The 25,100-nt window shown below is 63.8% G+C and carries 16 protein-coding genes; 9 read left to right on the plus strand and 7 right to left on the minus strand.

What is annotated here, in order from left to right; genetic code table 11:
* Positions 1–359 precede the first annotated feature (359 nt).
* Positions 360–3,374, plus strand: a complete 3,015-nt coding sequence (locus AC07UB_RS14805; RefSeq protein ID WP_494655096.1) for an autotransporter family protein — start codon at positions 360–362, stop codon at positions 3,372–3,374.
* Between the two features lie 75 nt (positions 3,375–3,449).
* On the opposite strand, the gene AC07UB_RS14810 is transcribed toward AC07UB_RS14805, so the two are convergent.
* Positions 3,450–4,088: a hypothetical protein gene (locus AC07UB_RS14810; protein ID WP_494655094.1), complete on the minus strand. Its 639-nt coding sequence runs from the start codon at positions 4,086–4,088 to the stop codon at positions 3,450–3,452.
* Positions 4,089–4,211: 123 nt separating this feature from the next.
* Here AC07UB_RS14810 and AC07UB_RS14815 point away from each other — a divergent pair, with 123 nt between their 5' ends.
* The gene (locus AC07UB_RS14815) at positions 4,212–4,646 is read left to right on the plus strand and encodes a hypothetical protein (RefSeq protein ID WP_494655092.1); all 435 of its coding nucleotides are present in this window, start codon (positions 4,212–4,214) and stop codon (positions 4,644–4,646) included.
* Between the two features lie 99 nt (positions 4,647–4,745).
* Here AC07UB_RS14815 and AC07UB_RS14820 read toward each other — a convergent pair whose 3' ends face one another.
* Entirely contained in the window at positions 4,746–5,252 is a 507-nt protein-coding gene (locus tag AC07UB_RS14820; protein WP_494655090.1) for a YciE/YciF ferroxidase family protein, read from the minus strand.
* 396 nt (positions 5,253–5,648) lie between these two features.
* On the opposite strand from AC07UB_RS14820, the gene AC07UB_RS14825 reads away from it, so the two are divergent.
* Together AC07UB_RS14825 and AC07UB_RS14830 are read left to right on the plus strand one after the other, a co-directional pair.
* Positions 5,649–6,710, plus strand: a complete 1,062-nt coding sequence (locus AC07UB_RS14825; RefSeq protein ID WP_494655089.1) for a lysylphosphatidylglycerol synthase transmembrane domain-containing protein — start codon at positions 5,649–5,651, stop codon at positions 6,708–6,710.
* A gap of 50 nt (positions 6,711–6,760) precedes the next feature.
* Entirely contained in the window at positions 6,761–8,782 is a 2,022-nt protein-coding gene (locus AC07UB_RS14830) for an SGNH/GDSL hydrolase family protein (RefSeq protein WP_494655087.1), read from the plus strand.
* A 57-nt stretch (positions 8,783–8,839) separates the two neighbouring features.
* On the opposite strand, the gene AC07UB_RS14835 is transcribed toward AC07UB_RS14830, so the two are convergent.
* Entirely contained in the window at positions 8,840–9,868 is a 1,029-nt protein-coding gene (locus AC07UB_RS14835; protein ID WP_494655085.1) for an NAD(P)/FAD-dependent oxidoreductase, read from the minus strand.
* Between the two features lie 187 nt (positions 9,869–10,055).
* Between AC07UB_RS14835 and AC07UB_RS14840 the strand changes: the two genes are divergently transcribed.
* The 4 genes from AC07UB_RS14840 to AC07UB_RS14855 all read left to right on the plus strand — a co-directional run bounded on the left by AC07UB_RS14840 (position 10,056) and on the right by AC07UB_RS14855 (position 16,193).
* Complete coding sequence (locus tag AC07UB_RS14840) at positions 10,056–10,499, plus strand: acyl-CoA thioesterase (RefSeq protein ID WP_492790237.1); 444 nt, start codon at positions 10,056–10,058, stop codon at positions 10,497–10,499.
* A gap of 135 nt (positions 10,500–10,634) precedes the next feature.
* On the plus strand, positions 10,635–11,597 hold the full coding sequence (locus AC07UB_RS14845; protein ID WP_494655082.1) for a helix-turn-helix transcriptional regulator: 963 nt from the start codon (positions 10,635–10,637) through the stop codon (positions 11,595–11,597).
* 136 nt (positions 11,598–11,733) lie between these two features.
* A complete protein-coding gene (locus AC07UB_RS14850) occupies positions 11,734–13,773 on the plus strand; it encodes an autotransporter domain-containing protein (protein WP_494655081.1) in 2,040 nt (679 codons plus the stop codon).
* A gap of 440 nt (positions 13,774–14,213) precedes the next feature.
* Entirely contained in the window at positions 14,214–16,193 is a 1,980-nt protein-coding gene (locus AC07UB_RS14855; RefSeq protein WP_494655079.1) for an autotransporter domain-containing protein, read from the plus strand.
* Positions 16,194–16,596: 403 nt separating this feature from the next.
* On the opposite strand, the gene AC07UB_RS14860 is transcribed toward AC07UB_RS14855, so the two are convergent.
* Entirely contained in the window at positions 16,597–16,917 is a 321-nt protein-coding gene (locus AC07UB_RS14860) for a 2Fe-2S iron-sulfur cluster-binding protein (protein WP_492790240.1), read from the minus strand.
* Between the two features lie 103 nt (positions 16,918–17,020).
* On the minus strand, positions 17,021–17,368 hold the full coding sequence (locus tag AC07UB_RS14865) for an Hpt domain-containing protein (protein ID WP_494655078.1): 348 nt from the start codon (positions 17,366–17,368) through the stop codon (positions 17,021–17,023).
* A 430-nt stretch (positions 17,369–17,798) separates the two neighbouring features.
* On the opposite strand from AC07UB_RS14865, the gene AC07UB_RS14870 reads away from it, so the two are divergent.
* A complete protein-coding gene (locus tag AC07UB_RS14870) occupies positions 17,799–22,760 on the plus strand; it encodes an apolipoprotein A-IV repeat region-like domain-containing protein (protein WP_494655077.1) in 4,962 nt (1,653 codons plus the stop codon).
* A 698-nt stretch (positions 22,761–23,458) separates the two neighbouring features.
* Here AC07UB_RS14870 and AC07UB_RS14875 read toward each other — a convergent pair.
* Both AC07UB_RS14875 and AC07UB_RS14880 read right to left on the minus strand, forming a co-directional pair.
* Positions 23,459–24,271, minus strand: coding sequence for an MlaD family protein (locus AC07UB_RS14875; protein ID WP_492790243.1), 813 nt, complete (start codon positions 24,269–24,271; stop codon positions 23,459–23,461).
* 49 nt (positions 24,272–24,320) lie between these two features.
* Positions 24,321–25,091 (minus strand): ABC transporter ATP-binding protein, encoded by a 771-nt coding sequence (locus AC07UB_RS14880; protein WP_492790244.1) that lies wholly within the window; start codon positions 25,089–25,091, stop codon positions 24,321–24,323.
* Positions 25,092–25,100: the final 9 nt, after the last annotated feature.

Below are 25,100 nucleotides of genomic sequence, written 5' to 3' on the forward strand. Positions count from 1 at the left end.
GCGCGTCAGTGGTACTCCAGTCATCCGCGAAGTGAGGCCGAAAAAATGACTCGCGTGGCAATGTCAAATCGTCTCGCCTCCTGTGATATTTAGGGCGCAGTCCTTCCGAATACGAAGCGTCGGCTTAGTCGATAAACGACATTGCCGAGACTCTGTCTGGCCCCGCCGTTAGATCATTCAACTGAATACCGCTTAACTGGTCCAAGCCGGACCGGCGCCGCAAAGGCACATGGAATTTTCAAACGTCGCTATTTGGGCGGCGGGAGTTTGGTTTGTATTATTTTTGTAGCGTCTCAAGCCTCGCGGGAAATCGTCGGAGCCGGTTGTGTGGTCAATCGCGTGCGTAACGAAATCCGCGCATGAGGCTCGATCGTCTGGCGGCTGTTCTGCTGCGTGAAACTTGCTTGTCGACGCTAGGCTCACGCGAGCCGCTGGCCGCGCTGGTGACTGCGGGGATACTTTTCCTCGCCTTGCCGGCATATGCCGCAACCATAAACGTCGGAACTGCACAGCAACTTTCTGACGCTATCAGCAGCGCCCAGAACGGCGACGTCATCAAGCTTACAGGGAATATCACCCTCGATAGGGCTTTGCCGCTCGTGCAGGCCGACGTGACGTTCAATGGCGGCAACTTTACGCTTTCCGGTAACAGCCAGTATCGCGGTCTGTTCGTTCAGTCAGGCACTGTCGCAATCAGCGACCTCGTGATCGTCAATGTCATTGCCCAGGGCGGCAAGGGTGGTGATGGGGTAACGGCCTCTGGCAGTGGTGGTGGCGGCGGAGGCGGTGCCGGATTGGGGGGAGCGCTGTTTGTCGCCAGCGGTGCCAATGTCACGGTGAGCAACGTCAGTCTCCAGGGTAACTCCGCGCGCGGCGGCAACGGTGGCGGTAGTCCGCGAAATGATGGTGTTCTGGTCACTATAGTTGCTGGCGGTGGCGGAGGCATGTTCGGCGACGGAGGGAACGCCCATGGCATGTCGAATGGTGCTGGGGGTGCCGGCGGCGGCGGCGGCGGTCGGGCCGGCGATCCGGGTGCTAGTCCAGCTGGCTTTGGCGGAGGCGGCGGCGGCTCTGTCGTTGAATCTGCTGGAAGCGGCGGCTTTGGCGGCGGCGGCGGTGGCGCTGGCGCACTTTTGAAGCATGGACGGGGCAATGCCGCGCCCGGTGGCTTCGGCGGCGGTGCAGGCTCCCGAGAGGATTACAACATCGGTGGCTCCGGTGGGGGCGGCGCCGGTATGGGCGGTGCAATCTTCGTTCAGGAGGGCGGCACACTGGTTCTGGCCGGCGCGTTCAGCATCTCCGGAAGCTCCGTTGAGGGCGGCATGGGCGCTAATAATGGCCAAGCTTTCGGAAATGGCATTTTTCTGCAGGGAAACGGCTCATTCTCCGTCAACCCAGGTGGCGGACAAACGCAAGTGATCAGCGACGCGATTGCCGACCAGACCGGAGTGTCGGGCGGCGGCGGCAGCTGGTCGCTGGTCAAGAACGGCTCCGGCACCACCATCCTCACTGGCGCCAATGCGTATTCCGGCGGCACTTTCGTTAATGCGGGCGTCCTGCAAGGCAACGCCTCAGGTCTCCAGGGCAACATCGCCAACAATGCCTCGGTGATTTTCGACCAGACCGGCTATGGCGTCTATGCCGGCGTCATGTCAGGTACCGGCACTCTGACCAAGACCGGCACAGGCAAGCTGTCGATCAGCGGCACCCAGACCTATACCGGGGCAACCACCGTCGATGCCGGCAATCTGAATGTGAATGGCTCGCTCGCAAGTTCGTCGGTGGTCGACGTCAATACCGGCAGCACGCTGTCCGGCAACGGCACGTTCGGCAACGTCAATAACAATGGCGGCAAGGTGTCGCCGGGCAATTCGATCGGCACCATCGTAATCAACGGCAACCTCAATATGGGGGCCGGCTCGGAATATCATGTCGAGATCAATGGCACGAAGAGCGACCTCATTCAGGTCTCCGGGACTGCGAACATTCTGAGTTCGACTTTCAGCATCGGGCACGACACCGATACGACATCTCCGCCGGTGCTGCCGGGCAAGACCTATACGATCCTCACCACCGTTGGGGGGCTCACAGGAACGTCGCCGAGCGTGGGACTTGCCGACTTCCCGTTCCTGAACTTTGCTCTCAGCAATGACGGCTTCAACGCTTACCTGACCACGTCGCGCGGCGCAGGCGCATTCGCCGAACTGGCGACGACGCGCAACGAAAAGATGGTCGCCAATGTGCTGGATGCGGCGGGCGCAGCCAATCCGCTGTGGCAGCAGATCGTCGGCGCCAGCGAAGCGCAGGCGCGCGCGGCGTTCAGCAGTCTTGCCTCCGCGTCGTTCCACGCCAACGTAACCGGCGCGCTGTCAGGGCAGTCGCAGCATTTGCGCGACGCGGTGACCGATCGCTTGCGACAGGACTTTGCCTACGGCACATCGCTGGCGCCGGCGAGCAACGCGCTGGCCTATGCGCCGGATGCGTCCGCCGCCCGCAACGCCTATGCCGCCGATCGCAACGCGCCATTCACCAAGGCGCCGCCGGTCGCCGCGCTAACGCCTGCACAGGTCTATGCCGTATGGGCGCAGGCGCTCGGCAGCTGGGCCTCGCTGAAGGGTGACGGCAACGCGGCGAAAACGGATCATTCGCTCGGCGGTTTGCTGTCCGGCCTCGACGTCACTTTCAATGGCCAGTGGCGCGTCGGCGTGGCCGGCGGCTACAGCCAGTCGACCTTCAGGTCGCCGGATATCGCGGCGTCCGGCTCAAGCCACAACTACCATATCGCGCTCTATGCCGGCGGGCAGCTCGGCGCCTGGGGCTTGCGCGGCGGCGCGAGCTTCTCGTCGAGCGATATCACGACGTCGCGGCAGGGCGGCGTGGTCAGCCTGCGCGGCCCGCAGAACGGCGGCTATTCGGCGGAGACGACCCAGGTGTTCGGCGAGGTCGGCTACAACACGAGGTTCGGCGTTGTTGCGCTCGAGCCGTTCGCCAAAATCGCTTATGTGCTCGTTGACAGCGGGATCAACGAAACCGGCACAGCGGCGGTGGCAGGGTCATCAAAGCTCGACACCACCTACACCACGCTGGGGCTGCGCGGCGCGACGGCGCTGACGAGCACGCTGACGGCGCGCGGTATGCTGGGCTGGCGGCATGCGCTCGGCGACGTGACCCCGGTTGCAACACTCGCGTTCCAATCCGGCGGAGCAGCCTTCACCTTGGCGGGCTCCCCTATCGCCCGCAACGCGCTGGTGGCGGAAGCTGGTGTCGATGTTGCCGTCGCAGCCAACGCCACGCTTGGCGTGTCCTGGACCGGTCAATATGCCGACCAGAGCCATGACAATGCCGTCAAAGGCAATTTCCGCTGGAGTTTCTAAGTTCTGCAAATGTCGGTTCGTGGCACATCGCGTCATTTCGCTGTGCTGCGGATTTGGTCGTTATCACTTCCTCCATCAGGGCAGAACATCTTCAGGCAGGGCGTCCAGCGTGTAGCCGCGCGGCTTGTTACGTCGCATGAACCCGCCGATCTGCCAGCCGAACAGCGCCGCGAAGCCGACCAGAAAAAGCGCGCCGGCGAATTCACCCGTGAACAGTGCGCGGATCAGCAGCCCCAAAATGGCGACGCCGACCAATCCCACCAGTACAAGCCCCGCCAGATAGATGTTCGGATTGATGCCGACGACCAGCACGGCCTTGCTTTTGATCTCCGCGAGGCGGCGATGCAATTCCACGATGAACGCGCGATAGCCGTTATCCTGCGGCGACATCAGTGCAACTGTGTGCCAAGTGGTCGAGTACAATGTGACGCGCTCGCCGCGCGTATCCTCGATGTCGGCCCGAAACCGACGCGACTGCATCGACACCGGACGGTACGAGAGGCGAATGGCCGCGATCTTGTCGAGCGGCCACACGCCCTTCTTTCCCCGTGACTGCCACGACAATCCATCGCCGGTGAGATCGAACTGCGAGGCGGAACCCACGAGTGACGGCTTGAAAACATATTGCATGCCGTCGCTGGCCGTTTCCGATCCGGCAGCCTTGCCGCCAGTTGCCTTGGAGCGCAGGCCGGCGTTGAACATTTGCGAGAGCATGGCGATCCTTGGTGATCCTTGGGCGACACCGACGGTCCGGGGCTGTCTGGTTCTGTCTTGCGCGCCAGCCAGCCTCCATTCTACAAGTCATAGCAGCCCGCCGCGCCCGGACGAAACAGCCTGATGGCCAAGCCAGCCTATTTCTCGCAACCGATCATTCTCGCCGGATCGATTCTGTTCGGCGTGCTGCTTGCGCTCGGCATCCACATCATCATCCAGCGCTTCAATCTGAATGTCGGCGATTTGTGGCGACCGGACGTGCCTGAATTGATCCCCGCGCGGGCGGCGGTGGCATGGTGGCTGATCGCAGGGGTGGCGTTCCTGGCGGGCTTCATCACCGCGTCGCTGATGAACAGCGCGGTCTCAGGCCAGCTTCCGCTGCGGCTGCGGCAATTCCTGATCGCGGTCGGCGTCATCATGCTCGCAGCCGCCGGTCAGGCGGCCGCGGCGCCAAGCCCGATTCCGACCCTGTCCGGCGTACTCGCGGGGCTCGCGGCGCTCGGCCTTGGAGCGCTGATGGCATTCTGCGGCGCGAAGTTTGCGCTGCGCCGTGCCTGACGGCAGCCGTACCTACCTCATGAGAAAAGCCGCGCGGCGTTGCACCGGCGCGGCTTTTTGCCTCATTCAAGGCGCGACGAACGAACGGACAACCACGCGCTAACTTGCGGCCTTCAGGTTGATCCCGCCTTCGGCCAATTGCGTCAGCTTCTGGTCGGTCGCCTTTTCCTCATCGAGCGTTTTTTGCAGCATGGAGGCGCAATCATTGCGGCCGAGCCGCTTCGCCCACGTCACCAGCGTGCCGTAGCGCGTGATCTCGTAATGCTCCACGGCTTGCGCCGCGTTGATCAGCGCGGCATCGAGCACCTGCTTGTCCTCGACTTCGCCCATCACTTCGTCGGCTTCCTTGATGATGCCGTCGATCGCCGGACAAGTCACCGCCTTCGGCTCGACGCCGTGCATCTGAAACACCTGCTCGAGACGAGTCACGTGGTCCTTGGTCTGTTCGAGATGCCCGAGAAAGCCTTGCTTTAGCTGATTGTCATTGGCTTTTTCCGCCATTTTCGGAATCGCTTTCACCAATTGCTTCTCGGCATAGTAGATGTCCCGAAGCTGGTGAACGAACAGATCGTCCATGGTCTTGATGTCTTTTGTGAACAGTCCCATCGCTTGATCCTTTTTTTATTGCCGAATTTCGGCAACGCGATGACCCACCGCGAAACGTGCGGCCGATCGTGCGCTTCCGTGCCTGATTTGCGTGGGTGTAACGGCGAAGGCTGAACGATGTTCCTGAAAAAGAAACGAGTGGAATGGAACGCGTCTGCCCTTTGAACGATGGCTTCATACCCCATATCAGAGGGCGACACTGACGCACGCCGCCGGGGCCAATATGAAGCCTGGATGACGCCTGCCGGTGTCGATTTCCGCTTCATGGCGGACATTCGCGCTGCACAACGGCCTATTTTCCAAGCCCGGGATTTCGCGTATGACTACCGCCGCAGCCGCTTGCTCACTGTCGCCTCAATCGGCTTTTATAGGTTTCGCGCCCTGCCGGGAGGACGAATGCAACAGGTGTTGAGCACGCTAGGGCGTGTCTTCAGAGACAAAATCGGCTGGAAACGGCTGGGGATCGCGGCGAGCATTCTGATCGTCTCTATCGCGGTCATGCATCTGTTTCGCACCCTGAAGGGCGTGGATACGGCCATCGTTTTGTCGGCGCTCGCCGAAAAATCGCAGGGCCAGATCGCGATGGCCGCGCTGTGCGTGCTTTGCGCCTTCTTCACGCTGACCTTCTACGATCTGTTCGCATTGCGAACCATCGGCAAGACGCATGTGCCCTACCGCATTGCCGCGCTGTCGAGCTTCACCAGCTACACCATCGGCCACAACATCGGCGCCACGGTTTTCACCGGCGGCGCGATCCGTTTCCGGATCTATTCCGACTGGGGGCTATCCGCGATCGACGTCGCGAAAATCTGCTTCATCTCCGGCCTGACGTTCTGGCTCGGCAACACGTTCGTCCTCGGCATCGGAATGATCTGGCATCCCGCCGCAGCGTCCTCGATCGATCTGCTGCCGGAAAGCATCAACCAGCTGATCGGCGTAGGACTACTTGCGGGTATCGCGGCCTATCTCACATGGATCGCGACCGGCCATGGCCGCCGCCAGCTCGGCAAGGACGGCTGGAAGGTCTACCTGCCGTCCGCGCCGCTCACCGCGCTACAGATCCTGATCGGCGTGATCGATCTCGGTTTTTGCGCGCTGGCGATGTACCTGCTGGCGCCGTCGAGTCCCGACCTCGATTTCGTCACCCTGTCGGTGGTCTTTATTCTCGCAACGCTGCTCGGATTTGCGAGCCACGCGCCGGGCAGTCTCGGCGTGTTCGATGCGGCCATGCTGATCGGGCTGCCGATGCTCGGCAAGGAACAGTTGCTGGCCTCCCTGCTGGTGTTCCGCATCCTCTACTTCCTGATCCCCTTCGCCATGTCGATCACGATCATGGGCATCCGGGAATTGTGGCTCAGCGTGATTCAGCCGTGGCAGCAAGGCCGGAAACTCCGGCCCGCAACCGCCGTGGCAAAGTCGCAGCCCCAGCAGGTGAAGCCAAAGCAGGCGGCCGAGTAATCCACTCACCCCACATTTTGGCCTCATCCGTCGGCTTCAAATCAAACAGCATGATCCAGTCGCGCGCCATCCGCCTGTCGCTCAGAGCTTGCCTCTTGATCGGGGCGCTTTGCGGTGTGACGGCAAGTCCCGTCGCCGCGCAAACACCGCCGGTCGCCGAGCCATCCGCGGCACCGCCATCGGTCGCGCCGCCGCCGGTCGTGCAATCAACGGCGATGCAGATTTCATGGGAAGTCCGCAACCGCTTCCGCCTCTTCCGTGAAGAGCGCGATTTCAATCTCCATGCCGCCTCGCTCCGAGGCCAAAGCATTCTTGCAGCCGAGCAGGCGCTGGCGGTCCAGAGTGACGGACGCGGCTGGGCGCGCAATGCGGTCGGACGGCTCTGCATCGATGCGGCGGGTCGCGTCAGCGAGCCCTGCACGCGGGACAACGTCAAGGAAAGCTATCTCACCCCGGTCGATCATCCCGTCGTCGTGCGTCTGACCGGCGAAGTGCCGGTGGGCGCGACATGCGCGTGGACCTTCGCCGACGGCGATCCGCCGCGCCAGTCGACGCTCGACTGCGCCGAGCCGATCAATCTGCGTGTGCGCTATGGCCGCGCCACGCCGGTCACCGTCGATGTCTCCAGCGGATCCGATGCGGTGCAGCGCGTCACCACCGAAATCGCAGTGCGCGACATCTTCATCGCAGGCCTCGGCGATTCCATCGCATCGGGCGAAGGCAATCCGGACAAGGCCGTGGCGCTGTCCGACGAAGGCTTCTGCTTCCGGTCCTATCTCGGCGGTCCGGCCGGCATGTATTTCCGTCCCGGCCGCGCCGGGTTCAAGGGCGCGCGCGCCTGCGATACGTCCGACGGCACCAGCCTGCAGAACTGGCAGCGCGCCGGCGCCCAGTGGTTCAATCCGGCCTGTCACCGTTCGCTCTACAGCTACCAGACCCGCATGGCGATCGCGCTGGCGGTCCAGAATCCGCAGATCGCGGTGACGTATCTGCCGCTGGCCTGCACCGGCGCCACCATCGCGGAAGGCCTGTTCGGATCGCAGCGCGCCCGCGAATGCGTGGTCGGCCGCAACAGCGTGAACTGTCAGGGCACCGTCAACGCGCAGATCTCGGAATTGCGCGAAGCGCTGACTGCGGCCACGCAACGCCAGCCGGGCCGGCAACTCGACCTCGTGCTGCTGTCGATCGGCGCCAACGATGTCGACTTCTCGGGTCTGGTCGCGGACGTCATCGTCGAACGGCAGACCGAGCGCGCGCTGTCGCGGCGCTCAGGCGTCCTCACCTCCGTCGACGAGGCGCGAGGCATTTTACAGACCGATCTGCCGCGCGGGTTCAGCAAGCTGCGTCAGGCGCTGAAGCCGCTTGTCGGCGGCGACCTGTCGCGCGTGGTGTACGTTTCCTATGCCAACCCGTCGCTGCTGAACGGCGCGCCCTGCCCCGGCGGACGCGCGGGCTTCGACATTCATCCGGCCTTCAACGCCGATCCGCAGCGGCTCGCCGACGTGACGGAGTTCGTGCAGAGCGAGTTTCTGCCCGCGCTGAAGAAACTCGCGCTGTGCACCGGCGGCGTGTTGTGCAGCGACCGCAACCGCGACCGCATGACGTTTGTCGATCAGCATCAGGCGGCGTTCGCCAATCACGGCTTCTGCGCGCGTGCGGAAACCGATCCGCCGTTCGACCGCGAATGCTTTGCCGCCAACGGCGAAAGCTTCGTCGCCGATATTACGACAGCGCCGAACAATCCCCTGGTCTGCGGTGCGGCGGCGAGCGACTTCCGCGCTTACGCGCCCCGCGCGCGCTGGATCCGCGACGCCAATGACAGTTACTTCACGGCGATGACCTATCCGCAGGCGCAAAAAGCGCCGACCAACCAGCCCGGCGACATTCACGACGCGACATGGGGCGTGCTGTCCGCGGTCTATGGCGGCGCGATCCATCCGACCGCGGAAGGCCACGCGGCCATGGCGGATGCCGCACTTCCGGCCGCGGCATCGGTGCTCGGCCTCGGCGGCCCGGAAGCGGTGGTCACAAGCGAGCCGATCGCGCCGGTGACACAGCCCGGTCAACAATAAACCGCCATTCCGGGATGCGCGCCTTCGCGCGAACCCGGAATGATAAATCTATACCGCTCAGTTCACCCCGAGCTTCTTCTGCAGGCTCGACGATGACGTTGTGTACTGGAACACCAGCCGCTTCTCCGGATAAACGTAGCGATGCGCCTTCTGCGCCATCAGCGCGCCTTCGTGGAAGCCCGAGAGAATGAGCTTCAGCTTGCCGGGATAGGTGTTGATATCGCCGATGGCGAAGATGCCCGGCACGTTGGTTTCGAACGCTTCGGTATCGACCGGCACCAGATTGTTCTCGAGCTTGACGCCCCAGTTCGCCACCGGACCGAGTTTCATCGTCAGTCCGAAGAACGGCAGAATAGTATCGCACTCAACTTTCGAGATTTCGTTATCGTTGCCCTTGACCTGAGCAGCGGACAGCTTGCCGTCCGCGCCTTCGAGTCCGGTGACCTGACCGATCTTCAGATCCATTTTTCCCGATGCAACAAGCGCGCGCATCTGGTCGACGCTGTGAGGTGCTGCGCGAAAATCGTCGCGACGATGCAGCAAGGTCACGCGCCGGGCGAGCGGTTGCAGGTTGAGAACCCAGTCGAGCGCCGAGTCGCCACCGCCGACGATCAGCAAGTTCTTGTCGCGGAACTGCTCCATCTTGCGCACGGCGTAAAACACCGAGGTGCCTTCGTAGGCCTCGATGCCCGGCACCGGCGGCCGCTTCGGCTGGAACGATCCGCCGCCCGCCGAGATCACCACGACCTTGGTCTCGAACACCTGGCCGGCGTCAGTGGTGACGCGAAACAGCGGATCGCCGATCTTCTCGATGGTCTCGACCATCTCGTTGAGATGGAAGGTCGGATTGAACGGCTTGATCTGCTCCATCAGCGCGTCGGTGAGGCCCTGCCCCGTGACCATCGGAATCGCCGGAATGTCGTAGATCGGCTTCTCCGGATAAAGCTCGGCACATTGGCCGCCCAGCTTGTCGAGAATGTCGACCAGATGCACTTTCATATCGAGCAGGCCCAGTTCGAACACAGCGAACAGGCCACAGGGGCCAGCGCCGATAATCAGGACGTCGGTTTTGATCGTGTCGGTCATGCGCGTTCCGGCTTTGATGGGTGGGGATCAGCGAACGGGGACAGAAAAGTGCGGCTTTTGTCTAGCCAAGACAGCCGTTTGGGGGAAGCGCTATTCGGGGGTCGGGCCCGCCGTCCCAGCGCCTGCCGGTCCCTTGTGAGGCAGCAACATTTCCCGCTATGCAGGCCTTGAACCGGAGACCGAACACGTGAACGCGCCGATCCGCCAAAATCCCAGCTTCAGCCTGGCTGACTATCCGTTTCGCCTGACCGACAACGTCCGCTACGGCGACCTCGATCCGAACAAGCACGTCAACAACGCCGTGTACGCGACCTATTTCGAAACCAGCCGCGTCACCCTGCTGCGCAGCGGCGACCGCGGCCTGATGCCGAAGGGCCTGAGCTGGATGCTGGTGCATCTGGCGATCGACTTCCGCGCCGAGATGCACTGGCCCGGCAGCTTCGAGCTCGGCATCGGCGTCTCGAAGCTGGGCCGGACCTCTGCGAGATTCGCTCAGGTGGTCTTTGCCGGGGATGTCTGCACGGCATCGGCCGAAGCCGTCACGGTGCTGGTCGATGCGGCCACACGCAAGCCGACGCCGCTGACGCCCGACATCATTGCGCGGTTTCAGCCGTGGATGTTGCAAGGCTAGTCGCGGTCCCCGCGCGATTGGTGTTGCCGTCGCAAAAGTCTGGCTCTAAGTCTCTTGTGGTGTCCTGCACGCCCATCGTGCGGACGTGCAAACCAGCACAAACGCGTATTGCAACCAACCCGGCAGCCCGCCGTCATGCTCAGCTTTTCCACCGACGATCTTCGTCCGCAGGACCGGTTCGACTATTGGTGCGAGGTGCGCGCCCGCAATCTGTTCGGCGTGACGATATCGCTGGAGCGGGACGACCGGCTGAATTTCCGGGGCCGCTTTTCGGCCATGAACGTCGGCGGCGCGACCCTGAGCGAGATGCACGCCTCGCCCTACATGGTATCGCGCACCGAGGCCGACATCTCCCAGGCATCGAGCGACAGCCTCTGCATCTATCAGCAGATCGGCGGCGCAAGCCGGTTCCACACCGAAAGCGGCGGCGAGTTCATGGTGACAGCCGGCCGTCTGGCCATCAGCCACTCGGATCTGCCCTATCTGACAACGCCGACCACACCGCACGGATTTGATCTCCGCGTTCTCAAGATTCCTCTGACCGGGCGCGCCATACTGACGTCGCGGGCGCGCGGTCTTCCGCCGTCGCTTCCGCGCAACGATCCGCGTCTGGAGCGGGTCATTTCGGCCGCATTCAATGCCCTTGCCCGGGATGCCGCGACAGACCCCGGCACCGATCGCCATCACGCCATCGAGCATCTTGCCCAACTGGCATTGCTCGCGCGCGAGCGCGTATCGTCGGGCTCGCAGGAAAGCCGGAGCGCGCTCCGTTTCGGCCTGCTGCAAGCCGTGCGCGACATGTTCCGGCGCGATATGCATCGTTTCGATTTGTCGCCCGCGTCGGTCGCGAACGAATTCGCGATTTCCACGCGGCAAGTGCACCTTCTGTTCGAGCCGACCGGCACCAGCTTTTCACGAACCTTGCTGGCGATGCGGCTCACAGAAGCGAGGCGCTTGCTGCAAGCAATGCCGGCACAGCCGGTTGCGGACATTGCCTATGCGTGCGGCTTCGACAGTATTGCGACATTCTACCGGGTTTTTCGCAGCACCTACGGCATGACGCCGGGCGACGTCCGGGCAGTTTCTCCGAACGCGTAAACCTCGCGATACGCGCGCCCCGGACCGAAACATTTCTGAAGAGATTCTGATTTTTGCACCCGCACGGGCGCGTTTGCGCAGAGTGAGAAGACGGCTGGTTTCCCGCCTGATAACCCTGATTTTTGGGGACAATCGGATGACCGGGACTGGACTACCGACGCGCGGGCTGCGGCGCGCGGCGCTCTTCGCGAGCGCGACGCTCGCTGCGACGCCAATGGCGCAGGCCGCCGACGGGTTTGATGTGTTGTTCCCGCCGCCGGGCTTCACGTCGCCGCTGATCGTCATCAGCGGCAACGGCAAGGTCACCGTCAGGGACAATCGCGTCGGATTCGATCCGGCGCTGCCGCTTTTGGAGACGAACGGAGCCGCGATTACACTGCCGGGCCTTGGAGATCAGGCAACACCCTCCGCGGTGAACATTGACGGCTCCGCGATTGTCGGGACGGCGGTCGCAGCGAGCCAGCATGCCGTCATGTGGACCGCGGGTGGCACCGTCATCACCGATCTCCACAGCGGAGCCGCATTTGCGCCTGGCGGGTCGCTGGATGGCTACACCCTCAGCTTCGGGCGTGGCGTGAGCAGCGATGGATCAGTTGCAGTCGGCTTTGCAATCGGAACTGGGGTTCAGGCTTTCCGCTGGACACAGGCGACCGGTATGGTGGGACTGGGCTTCCTGGCGGGCTACGACGGCAGCAACGCATACGGCGTTTCGGGTGACGGGCAGACGGTCGTCGGAACCGTCATGTCGACGGCGGCTGCGAGCAGCCAAGCTGCGTATTGGACACAAGGCGGCGGTTGGGTCGGTCTCGGCACGTTCGCGGGTGGCACGCAAAGCACAGCCAATGCCATCAGCCGCGACGGCTCCACGATCGTTGGGTTCAGCAACGATAGCTCGGTTACCCGTAGCGTTTTCCGCTGGACCCATAGCGGGGGCATGGAGAACCTCGGCAGCATCGCGGGCGGCAACTATTCCACGCCCAATGCCGTGAATGCCGACGGTTCGGTGATCGTGGGTGAAGCCAATACCACCACGAACGGTATGAACGTCGCGATGCGCTGGACCCGTACCGGCGGCATGCAGGCACTCAGCAGCTTGCTGGGCGCCAGTGGCATCCAGACCGGCGGCATGACCTTGCGGGCCGCGACTGGCGTTTCCGACAATGGAAAAATCATCGTCGGCTACGGGTATGATGCGTCCAACACAAACCAGTATTTTATCGCCCGCTGCGAATCGGCCCTCTGCCAGGGACTGGTGACTGTGGACGACGTTATGCGATCATTTGCCGGACAGTCCGCCGTCGGCCAGACGGCAAACGCTGCAATCGGCGGTACGCTCGGCACAATGCAGGAATACGCCACACAGGCGATGCGATCGCAGGGCAGCCGCAGCACGCCCTACTCCGTCTTCAGTTATGGTGCCTATGACAGCGACCCGATTGCATCGGGCACGCTCGGCCTCACCGCCGATCTGCCGTTCGGTCTCGTCGCCGGATTTTCCGCTTCGGCAAATTATGTGAAGACCGACATGATCTACAACGGCAACGCCAAGATGTCCGGCGGCGCAGTCGGCGCGTTCGTCGCGCGCGTGCCGGATAGTGGTTTTCAATGGCTTGTCGGCGGCAGCTTGATCAACCTCAAGGGCGACATCACCCGTGGCTATCTCAACGGCATCACGCCTACAACATCGAGCGGATCAACGTCGGGCAACGGCTACGGCGCGACGGCACGCATCGGCTGGGGTTTCGCGGTGATGCCGCAGGTGACCGTGACGCCGTTCGCCTCCTACACATTCGCCGAGACGCGATTTCACGGCTATTCCGAAACCAGCGGCGTTTTCGCGGCGAACTTCGACGATTTCATCTCGACCTCGCACACGTCGCGTGTCGGCGGTGACGCGCGTTACACCTTCACGCCGAACGGTTGGGTGTGGGGCACGTTCGCGTGGGGGTATCGCCTCGACGGCGGCAAGGGCGCGAATATCACCGGAGCGCTGGTCGATGCATTTGCCTTGACCGCGCCAGGTCTCTCGTTCGCGAAGGACTGGGCCGAGGTCGGCGGCGGCGTGCGTCTGCCCGCGTGGACTGGCGGTGCTGTCACCGCGTCTGTCATGGCATCGATCGCACCGGACCAGACGACGACCTATGTCTCGCGTGTCGGCATCAGCCAGGTGTTTTGAACAGGTCCGTGAGCGATCGGGGTACGCGCCGCCCCACAGACCTCAAAAATTTCTGAAGAGATTCTGATCTTCTTGCTTCGAGGCGGATATTGCGCGCGATGAGACGACAGCCCGTTCCCCATTTGATAGCCGTGATCATTGGGGGACCATTAATGGCTGGGACTGGACTTTTAACGCGCGCACGATTGCGCGCCGGGCATCGCATCGGCACTGGATTGAGCCGAGGTCGGCGGCGGCGTTCGTCTGCCGGTGTGGAACAATGGCGCGATCACAGCCTCGATGACAACGTCGCTCGTCCCGCAACAGCAGACGACCTACGTCTCGCGGCTTGGTGTTACGCAGGCATTCTAGGTGGCAGAAATGCTGTGTCTTCGGGAGATACAGAATCTGTCTCCGTGTGCAATGAGCGTTTTTCGCACGGAATGCGGTGTACGGCGCGGTTGGCGTCAACAGCGCTGGTTGCGGTGCTTGCCTCGCTAACCGCATCCGCAGCCGCAGAGCCCGATGCGTTTACGGGCCTCGGCACGCTCGGCGGCAACCACAGCTATGCGAACGGTATGTCCGCCGACGGCGCGATCGTGGTGGGGTCCGCCGACACAGGCGGCGCCGAGCAGCATGCGTTCCGCTGGAGCGGCGGCACGATGACCGATCTCGGCACGCTCGGCGGGACCCACAGCGTCGCCAAGGCTGTGTCCGCCGACGGCGCGGTCGTGGTGGGGTCCGCCTACACGGCCGGCAACGCCGCACAGCATGCGTTCCGCTGGAGCGGCGGCACGATGACCGATCTCGGCACGCTCGGCGGGACCAACAGCGCCGCCAGGGCCGTGTCCGCTGACGGCGCGGTCGTGGTGGGGTCCGCCGCCACGGCCGGCGACGCCGCGCAGCGTGCGTTCCGCTGGAGCGGAGGCACGATGACCGACCTCGGCACGCTCGGCGGGACCTACAGCGCCGCCAGGGCCGTATCCGCCGACGGCGCGGTCGTGGTGGGGTCCGCCGCCATGGCCGGCGACGCCGAACAGCATGCGTTCCGCTGGAGCGGCGGCACGATGACCGACCTCGGCACGCTCGGCGGCTGGTACAGCTATGCGAATGGCGTATCCGCCGACGGCGCGGTCGTGGTGGGAAGCGCCCTGCGCGGCGATGGCGCGCAGCATGCGTTCCGCTGGAGCGGAGGCACGATGACCGACCTCGGCACGCTCGGCGGGACCCACAGCACCGCCAATGCCGTATCCGCCGACGGCTCCGTCGCGGTTGGATCCTCGTACTTGCCCGGGAATACCGTCCAGGCGCCCTTCCGCTGGAAGGCGAGCACCGGCATGCAATCCATCCCGGCTTTGCTGATGGCGTCCGGCGTCAACCTGACCGGTTGGCAGCTCTCCGATGCAACCGGCGTTTCCGCGGACGGTACGGTCATCGTCGGCGACGGGACCAATCCGTCGGGCTTTAATGAAGCGTGGCTCGCGCGTTTCTCCGCCCAGTTCGGCAACGGCGTCATCACGCCCGGCGTGGTCGCGCGATCCTTCGCCGGCCAATCGGCGCTGGGCCAGACCGCCAATGCGGCGCTCGGCGGCACACTCGGCACGATGAACGAATACGCGACGCAGGCGCAGCAGACGCAAGGCAACCGCAGCACGCCGTTCTCGGTGTTCGGCTATGCCGCCTATGATTCCGATCCGGTCGCCTCGGGCACGCTCGGCATGACCATGGATCTGTCGCGTGACATTGTCGTCGGTGCGACCATCGGCGCGAACTATCTCAAGACCGACATGGTGTTCAACGGTTCTTCCAGGATGTCCGGCGGCAGCGCCGGCGCATTCATCGCGCGGGTGCCGGATGCGGGGCTGCAATGGCTGACCGGCATCGGCGGCACGACGATGAAGGGCGACGTGACGCGCGGCTATCTCAACGGCAGCGGCCCCGCGTCGTCGACCGGCAACACCAGCGCGCGCGGTGTCGGCGCCACGGCGCGGCTCGGCTGGACCTTCAACGATCGCGTGACGAAGACGCAACTGACGCCGTTCGTGTCCTACACGGTCGCGACCACCAGCTTCGACGGCTACACCGAAACCGGCGGCCCTTTCCCGGCGCGGTTCGAGGGCTTCACATCGACCGCGCAGACATCGCGCGTCGGCGCCGACGCGCGCTACACCTTCAAGCCGGGCACATGGGTGTGGGGCACGGCGGCCTGGGCGCATCGCCTCGACGGCGGCAAGAACCCCGATATCTCCGGCACTCTCATCGGATTGTTCGCGATGACCGCGCCCGGCGTTGCCTCGGCACCGGACTGGGCCGAGGTCGGCGGCGGCGTTCGCCTGCCGGTGTGGAACAACGGCGCGATCACCGCATCGGTCACAGCGTCGCTCACGCCGAACCAGACGACGACCTATGTCTCGCGCCTCGGCATTAGCCAGGTGTTTTGAACGCATCGACAGCGCGACGCGGTCGCCGCGCGACGCCCGACATTACCGCGCGGTTTCAGCCGTGGCCGCTGGCCACGTTCAACCGCCGGGGTACGAGAAACAGCATCATCGGCTTCTCCATCGACGACCCTCGCCCGCAGGACCTGAAAAATTCTGAAGGGATTCTGATTTTTTGCATCCGGATCGGATATTTGCGCGCAACGAGAAGACGGCCTTTCATCGATCTGCCACACATACCGCGATGTCCCGGCGGCGCATGGTGTGCCCAAGAATCAAAAAACCCCGCGAACAGGCGGGGCTTTGCGTCGGCTTTCATCACGTAAGAATTTGTCGCGTTCGTATTTTCCCGCGCTTCTATTTCATCACGTAATAATTTCTCAGCGGCGGCGGATCACGCAGGCGCTTAAGCTTGCCGCTCCGGCGTCGAGAGCGTGAGACCTTCGAGGTCGTCGGTCACCTTGATCTGGCACGACAGCCGGGAATTCGGCCGCACGTCGTAACCGAAATCGAGCATGTCCTCTTCCATAGGCGTCGGCGAGCCGACCTTCTCGCGCCAGGCTTCATCGACATAGACATGGCAGGTCGCGCACGCACATGCGCCGCCGCACTCCGCCTCAATGCCGGGAATGGCATTGCGAATCGCGCCTTCCATCACCGTCGCACCCGCCTCGACGTCGACGGTGCGGGTTGTTCCTGAGTGATCGGTGAAGTTGATCTTGACCATGATTGTCGTGCTGCCCGAAGTGTTCAGATGGACCAGTCCTATAACGGGTCAATCCGGGAGATACCAGCACTGCCGGGGATAAAGCGGGCCGGAAAAAAGCCTGTCAGGACCGGTTCAACATCCGGTCGATCGTGGCGCTGGCTTCATCGACGGCGCGTTTCAGCAATGCAACCGCGCCTGTGACGTCGCCGCTGTTCTTCATGGCGGCTTCAAGCGCGAAAGCGGCGTCGGCGACACGAAACGCGCCGATGGCCCGCGCGGAGCCCTTCAATGTGTGCGCCAGCGCCGCGGCGTCAGCCGGGATTGCTGCGAGGCGGTTGATGAGATCGCGGCTCTGGGCCGCGAACAGGGCGAGAACTTCGATTTCGAGGGCGGCTTCGCCGAGCGTCATGCGGCCGAGATGCTGCATATCGATGGCGGAGTCTTCTGGAATGAGCGGGGGCGACGGCATCCAGTTCAAGTGCTCCATAAAGGGGTGCATGGCATTCCAGACTGCTGACGGCGCCGGATCGATTCCGGCCGGAAAACACCCTCAAGCAATCACACCAATGGTTAACGGAATGTATGCGGTTCCCGCCGCGATTTAGCCATTTTTTTGCCGTGCCGCCGCCGCGAAGTACCGAAGTGCTTTCTAAAACCGCTGATTTCTTAAAGTGTTAACCGTGCACAAATTAACGATGATTAAAAATCTATTAACCGGTCCCATTTCATTCGACCGGCCGAGCCAATAGGATGTTTCCGGAAGTGCGGGACAACCGGCGGGAATTCGGCGACTTCAACTTCGTGTCGATCGAAAATATTGGGGCGACATCCGGGGCGCGCAGCCAGCCGTCAGCTTGGCTAATTCCGGATGCGTAAAAAAGTAAAGGCGTATGGGACACATGGCGAAAAATCCAAAGGTCAAGGACCCCACAGAAGACGCTCTTTCGGCGATCCAGGAAGCTCTGAACATCGGCGATCTGCCTGCGTCCGACAGTGGCCGGGATAATCGCAATGAACCGTCGCTGCGCGGGGCCAGCCGCGGAGACGATCTCCGGCAGCCCGCTGACGACATCGACATGACGAATTTCGGCCGCCCGCCGGCCAACGACGACCGCGAGACCATCGGCGCCATCCTGCAGACCATTCAGAAGGGCCGTCCGCGCCGCAACGCCTACACCATCGCGACACTCTTCGCCGGCCTGTGGATCGCAGGCGTCGGCTTTCTGGCATTCGCCTTCATGCCGGCCCTCGAAGCCGTCATCGGTCAGGGCAGCGCCGGTATTCTCGCACTGATCGGCCTTCTGGCCGTCATCGTCGCCCCCCTCGTCCTGTTCTATGCGCTCGCGAGCATCGCCTGGCGCAGCCAGGAAATGAGCATGATCGCGCAGTCCATGGCGCAGATGGCCGTCCGCTTCTCCGAACCCGAGCACGTCGCCAACGGCGCGATTGTCACCGTGGGTCAGGCGATCCGCCGTGAAGTCGCGGCGATGGGCGACGGCGTCGAACGCGCCATTGCCCGCGCCGGCGAACTCGAGGCGCTCGTCGCCAACGAAGTGTCGTCGCTCGAACGTGCCTATAGCGACAACGAAGTGCGCATCCGCGCCCTGCTCCAGGACATCGCCGTTCAGCGCGACAACCTCGTCGGTCAGGCCGAACAGGTCCGCAACGCCATTTCCGGCGTCCAGATCGATCTGCGTCAGGACATCGCCCTGATCAGCGACGCGATTGCATCGCGCGTCGACGAAGTCGCCAGCAGCATCACCGGCGCGCTCGAAGAGCGCAGCGAGCACATCACGCGGGCGCTCTCCAGCGCCGGCGACAACATGATCATCGCGCTCGGCGAGCGCGGCGGCGACCTGCTCGACCGCCTCGAGGAAGCGAGCACCCAGACCGCCGCCAGCGTGCTCGACGCCAGCGAGAAGCTGACCGCCAGCCTCAATTTCAAGACCGGCCACGTCCACGAGGAATTCGCGGACCTCGCCGACCGCGTCCACGACGCGCTCAACGACCGCCTCGACAAGATGACGGGCAATTTCGCCGAACGCTCGACGACCATCGTCGACGGCATCGCGGCCCGCTCCGAGGAAATCGTCTCGAGCGTGGTCGAACGCACCGAAAAGATCTTCGAGTCCATGAAGAACTCGAGCGAATCGATGCTTCTGGAACTCGACGTCCGCGGCGCGGACCTGACCGACAAGATCGACGAGGCCGGCAACCGGCTGGCGGACCGCGTTCTGTCCAGCGGCGACAAGGCCGGCGAGGCCCTCGACGTCACCATCAACACGCTGGTCTCCAAGATCGTCAGCCAGACCGAGACCGCACATGAGACGCTGAGCAACCAGATCGGCCTGTTCGACAGCATCGTCAAGGAACAGGGAACCGAGCTGGCCGAGAAGTTCGCGCGCGACAGCGGCACACTCGGCGCGCTGATCACCCGTCACATCGCAGAATTCGATCGGACCGTGAAGACCTATGGCGGCGAGATCGTCGAACGCATGGGCCAGCACACCCAGGGCCTTACGGACAATCTCAAGACCTATGTCGACAGCTTCGACGGCCGCGTGACCTCGCATGGCGACCAGTTGCACGCCAAGCTCGACCAGAGCCTCTCCGGCTTCAAGACCGCCATCGAAACGCGTGTCGAGGACCTCGACACGTCGCTTCTCGGCAAGATCAACTCGCTGGACGGCACCATCATCGCCCGCATGAAGGCGATCGAGGAATCGTTCGACGCACGCGCCGCCTCGTTCAGCGACGCGGTCAGCGGCCGGGCCGCCTCCTTCACCTCGGTGATCGACGCACGCACCGGCTCCTTCATGGAGGCCATCGACGGCCGCGCCGTATCGTTCACCGAAGTCATCGGCACGCACACCGATAACCTCAAGAACGCCATCGACAAGGGCGCCTCGGCGATCGCCGAACTGGTCGCCGAACAAACCACCGCGTTCACCGAGGCCGTCGCCAATCAGACCGCCTCGTTCACCGACACCATCGACGGCCGCACCACCGCTTTCACCGACACGATCGACAGCCGCACCACGGCGTTCGCCGATCTGGTCGATGCACGCACGGCGGCGGTGACCGAACGGATCAACACCGGGGCGGAAGCTTTCGCCACCGTGGTCGATGCCCGCACCGCAGCCATCGCGGACGCCTTCGACAGCCGTACCGCGACGTTCGCGGACATCGTCGATACCCGCACCGCAGCCGTCGTGCAGACGTTCGACAGCCGCGCCGCGGCCTTCGCCTCGATCGTCGAAAGCCGCACGGCCTCGATCGCCGACAGCATGGAGGCCCGCGGTGCGCAGGTGCTGAGCGCCATGACGACCGGCGTCGATGACATGGCGAATGCCGTGACCGCGCGCGTCAAGGACATCCAGAACAACCTGGAGTTCAACGTCTCCTCCCTCGCCTCCGACATCAGCGCGCGGGTCTCGCAGTTCGAGAACCTGCTCGATACCCGTGTCGAGGCCGCCGCCAACCGCGTCACCATCAGCGGCCAGCACGCCGCCGAGGCGATCGGCTCCCGCGCGGACGAAATGTCGAACGCGATCAAGTCGCGCGTCGAAGAGGCCGAGCGTATGCTCACCGGCCTGATGGCCGACACCACCGCGACGGTTCAGGGCAGCGCCCGCACCGCCCAGCAGTCGCTGCTCGCGCTCTCCGGCGAAGTCAGCTCGCAGCTCAAGAACGTGTCCAGCGAGGTCAGCGTCGAGTTGAAGGGCGTTTCCAGCGAAGTGGGATCGCAGCTTCGCGGCATCACCGGCGAAGTCGGCAGCCAGCTCCGGGATATTTCCGGCGAAGTGGGCACGCAGCTCCGCGGCGTCTCCAGCGACGTCGGCACCAACCTCAAGGCGATGTCCGGCGAAGTCGAACGCAGCATCCAGATGGCCGCGCGCGAAGCCGAAAGCACGATCACCGTCGCGTCCACCAATGCAACGACGCAGGTGAAGTCGGCATCCGCCGAAATCGAACGCACCATCGCGGTGTCGACCGACCGCTTCGGCTCGACCCTCACCGGCAAGGTGGAGGCGATCACCGACGGCGTTCGCGAACAGACCGAACAGTTGTCGCAGCTCGTCGACAGCCGCCGCGGTTCGCTGGTGGAAGCGCTCGGCAGCAAGGCCGCCGAAATCTCCCTCACCATCGGCAGCGCCGCGGATTCCGCGCTGAAGTCGATCGAAAATCACGGCGGCGCATTCACCGTCGCGATGATGAACAACTCCTCCGATCTGGCGCGCCAGATCAACACGGCGAGCGAAATCGCCATCGGCGCTGTCAGCAAGTCGCTCAAGGACATCGACCAGACCTCCCGCGCGGCGATCGACCAGTCGCGTCAGGTCGCGACCTCGACCATCAGCGAGTTGCAGGAAACCAGCAAGATCCTCCGCACCGACACGCTCGCCCTGTTCGAGCGGCTGCGCGAAGGCAACATCCTGCTCCAGGAAGTCCTCACCGGCGCTCACGACAACCTCAACTCGCTCGAGCGGACGCTCGTCACGCGGGTTGCGGAATTCGTCTCGACGATGAACGACGTCACCTCGCGCAACGGCGAGTCCACGGGCGCGCTCGAACAGCAGCTCGGGCTGTTCACGTCCAAGACCTCCGGCGCGCTGGAAAACCTCAACGCCCTCTCGGCGCAATTCGAGAACCACGGCCGCGCGCTGGCGGAAGCCGCCGCCATGGTGGAGAAGAGCAACGACCGCGCCAGCGACTCCATTACGGACCGCAGCGCCATGCTCGAATCGCTGGTCTCGACCATCGATCTGCGGACGCACGATCTCGACGAGCGGCTCTCGCGCTTCACGTCGCTGCTCGACGACTCCCTCGCCGCGGCCGAAACGCGGGCGCGCGACATCGCGCAGATCGTGGCGCAGACCGCCGGCTCAAGCTCGGCCGAGGTCAGCCGCCAGTTCGAAGCCGTCCGCGCGGCGGTCGAGGACGAGCGCCGCCAGACCTCCGAGGCGATGTCCGAACTGTACGACCAGGGCACACGCGAAGCTGACAGCATGTTCCGTCAGGCGGCCGACAAGTTCGCCACCATCGTGCACGGCATGAAGCAGATGGCGTCGGAGCTGCACAGCGAACTCGACGCCACCCGCGCCGAGCTGCGCCGCGGCGTCCTCGAAGTGCCACAGGAAGCGGCCGAGAGCACGGCACAGATGCGCAAGGTCATTGTCGACCAGATCGAAGCACTGGCCGAGTTGAACCGGATCGTCGCCCGCCACGGCAAGGGCCTCGATGTCGCCGCCCCCAATCGCGTCAGCTATCGCGAGGAAGAGATGGCCACAGCCGGCGGCCGCGCCGAGACCGTATCGCGCCCCGCGCCGCGTCAGCGCGACGTCGCAAGCGCTTCCAGCCTGCCGCCTCCGGATCTCGGAGCGCCTGCTGCTCCGCCGCGCCGCACCGAAGCGCCGTCGGTCAGCCCCGCAAGCGCGGACCGTGACGGATGGCTGTCCGACCTGCTGAACCGTTCCGACTCGGAGGAAGGCCCGCGCGGCCGTGGCGCTTCGCGTCAGGCCGGCAACCCGCTCGAGGCGCTGTCGCTCGACATCGCCCGGCTGCTCGACCGCGACCTCGCGGCCGAGATGTGGGATCGCTATCAGCGCGGCGAGCGCAAGGCGTTCTCCAAGCGGCTCTACACGCCGGCTGGCCAGAAAGCGTTCGACGAAGTGTCGCGGAAGTATCGCGCCGACCGCAGCTTCAAGCAGACGGTGGACCGTTACATCAACGAGTTCGAGCGGCTGCTTGACGAAGTCTCGCGCGACGAGCGTGGACCGGCAGCGCTGCGCAACCATCTCGTCTCGGAAACCGGGCTGGTCTACACCCTGCTCGCTCACGCCGCGGGACGGCTGGGATAAGCGCAGGCTTGATCCAAATCAGATACGAAAAGCGGAGGCGCGAGCCTCCGCTTTTTTGTTTGTGCGCTGGATGAAGCGGAGTGATTTCCCACCCGTCATTCCGGGATGCGCCTCTTGGCGCAGGCCCGGAATCCACGGCTGCGGTCCTCGCAGAAATATTTCGTGATGGGGACACAAATCCCCGCGCTCCGGACCTCTCTTATGTTCAGCACGTCCTGTTCGTGAGGGGCGCTTCTCGAGGGCGCTTTGAAGCGGAGCAGGATGCGGCGCCTGCACGTGTGTTTCGCAAACACACGCTCGGGAGGCTGGGGTCACCGTCCGGGCCAACTACGTGGCTCTGCCGTTCGCGGCTGGACGCGGACAGGATGAAGGCGGAGAAATCCCGCCGGATAAAGGACGCACCGCGTCCGTCCTGTCCCGGAAGTACGGTCCTCTCGCCCAAAATCGCCGCAGTGGAGCGCCGTGAGGCGATGCGCTTCCGGAGACACGCCGCTTCGCACGCGGTGCCGGAAGCGAAACAAACACAAGATGCGCTTTACGGCGCTCCATGCCCCTCGCTGTTTGAGGGGAGATTAGCGGACACAACTCGCGCGTGACGCGAGAACGAACGCGCGCGCGTGGAATGACCGTGGCTGTTTGAAAATTGAATCTGGAGGTCCGCTCTTTCACCTCGCCCCGTTTACGGGGAGAGGTTGAGCTTACCGCTGCCGCGCGCGGGCGTCGGCGGGATTAGGCGCCGGTGCTGCATCCTTCTGCCCTGCGCCGAACAGCACGCGGGTCGGGTTGCGGTCGAAGTTGTTCACCGCGCGGCTGATGTCCGCGAGCGTGCGGCGGCCGTCGATGATCAGGCCGGCGGAGCGCTTGTCGAGGTTCTCGGCCAGCTCGCGGAAGGACTTCGCAGCCCCCTGCAACTCGCCCTTCTCGCCCATCAGCCCATCAACACCGGCCATGATGCTGTCGATGCGCGTGGAGTTGGCAGCGAGACTCTTGGAGAACACCTCGATGTTGGCCATGCTGCTCTTCAGCGCTTCCTGGTTGTCGAGAACGAGCTTGTTGACGTTCTGCAGCACGCCACGAACCGCTTCGCCGATATCCTGAATGGCGTTGGGATCGGCGGTCAGCGTCGGAACGCCGTCCTCTGCCGTCGGCACGTCGCCCGCTTCGAGCGAACCGCCCTTGAGCGAGATCGACGACACGCCGGTGAGGCCGGCGAACTCAAGACCGACCAGCGAGTCCTTGCGGATCGGCGCGGACTTGTCGACGGCGGTGATGACGACGACGCGCTTCGGATCGTCGAGCTTGATCGAGGTGACTTCGCCGATCTTGATACCGTTGAAGTTGACGTTGCCGCCGGTGCGCAGGCCGGACGCAGCCCCCTCGAACACGATGCGAAGCGGAATGCGCTGCGCGGCCGCCCCGAGGTTCTGAAACCAGAACACAAAGCCAAAGGCCGCGGCTACCACCGCCAGCGTGAACGTCCCGATCAGGACGTAATTTGCCTTTGTTTCCATAAACTTAACTCCAAATACCTACGCAATAGAACACAAGACTGAACGCAGACTAGGCGACAACGGCACGGGCGCGCTTGCCATGAAAATAGGCCCGCAGCCATGGATGCTGCGAGGCCAGCATGTCGTCCATCGTGCCTACCAAGAGAACCTTGCGATCCCCCAACACTGCGATGCGATTGCAGGCCGTTTTAAGGCTGTCGAGATCATGGGTTACCATAAAAACGGTCAGCCCTAAAGTACGCTGCAACGTCATCACCAGCTGGTCGAAGTCGCCGGCGCTGATGGGATCGAGGCCGGACGTCGGCTCGTCGAGAAACACGATTTCGGGGTCGAGCGCGAGGGCCCGCGCCAGCGCGACGCGCTTGATCATGCCGCCCGACAGTTCGGACGGAAAACGGTCGGCGACCTCCGGCTTGAGGCCCACCATGGCGAGCTTGGCGATGGCGATTTCGTCGAGCAGCCGCTCCGACACGTTCATGAACTCGCGCACCGGGAACTGGATGTTCTGCCGCACGTTCAGCGACGAGAACAGCGCGCCGTGCTGGAACAAGACGCCCCAGCGGCGCTCGACCGCGCGGCGCTGGTCCTCGCTCGCTTCGCCCATATTGACGCCGAACACCTCGATGTTGCCGCTGAGCTTCGGCATCAGGCCGATGATGGTGCGGGTCAGCACCGACTTGCCCGCGCCCGATGCGCCGACGAAGCCGAGGATTTCTCCGCGTTTCACGTCGAGATCGAGATGGTTGAGGATCAGGTTGTCGCCGAAACCGACCGTGAGGTCGCGCACCCGGATGATCGCATCGTCGGAATAGGCCGCCATCGTCCTCGC

Source organism: Afipia sp. GW821-FHT04G03 (assembly GCF_059419985.1).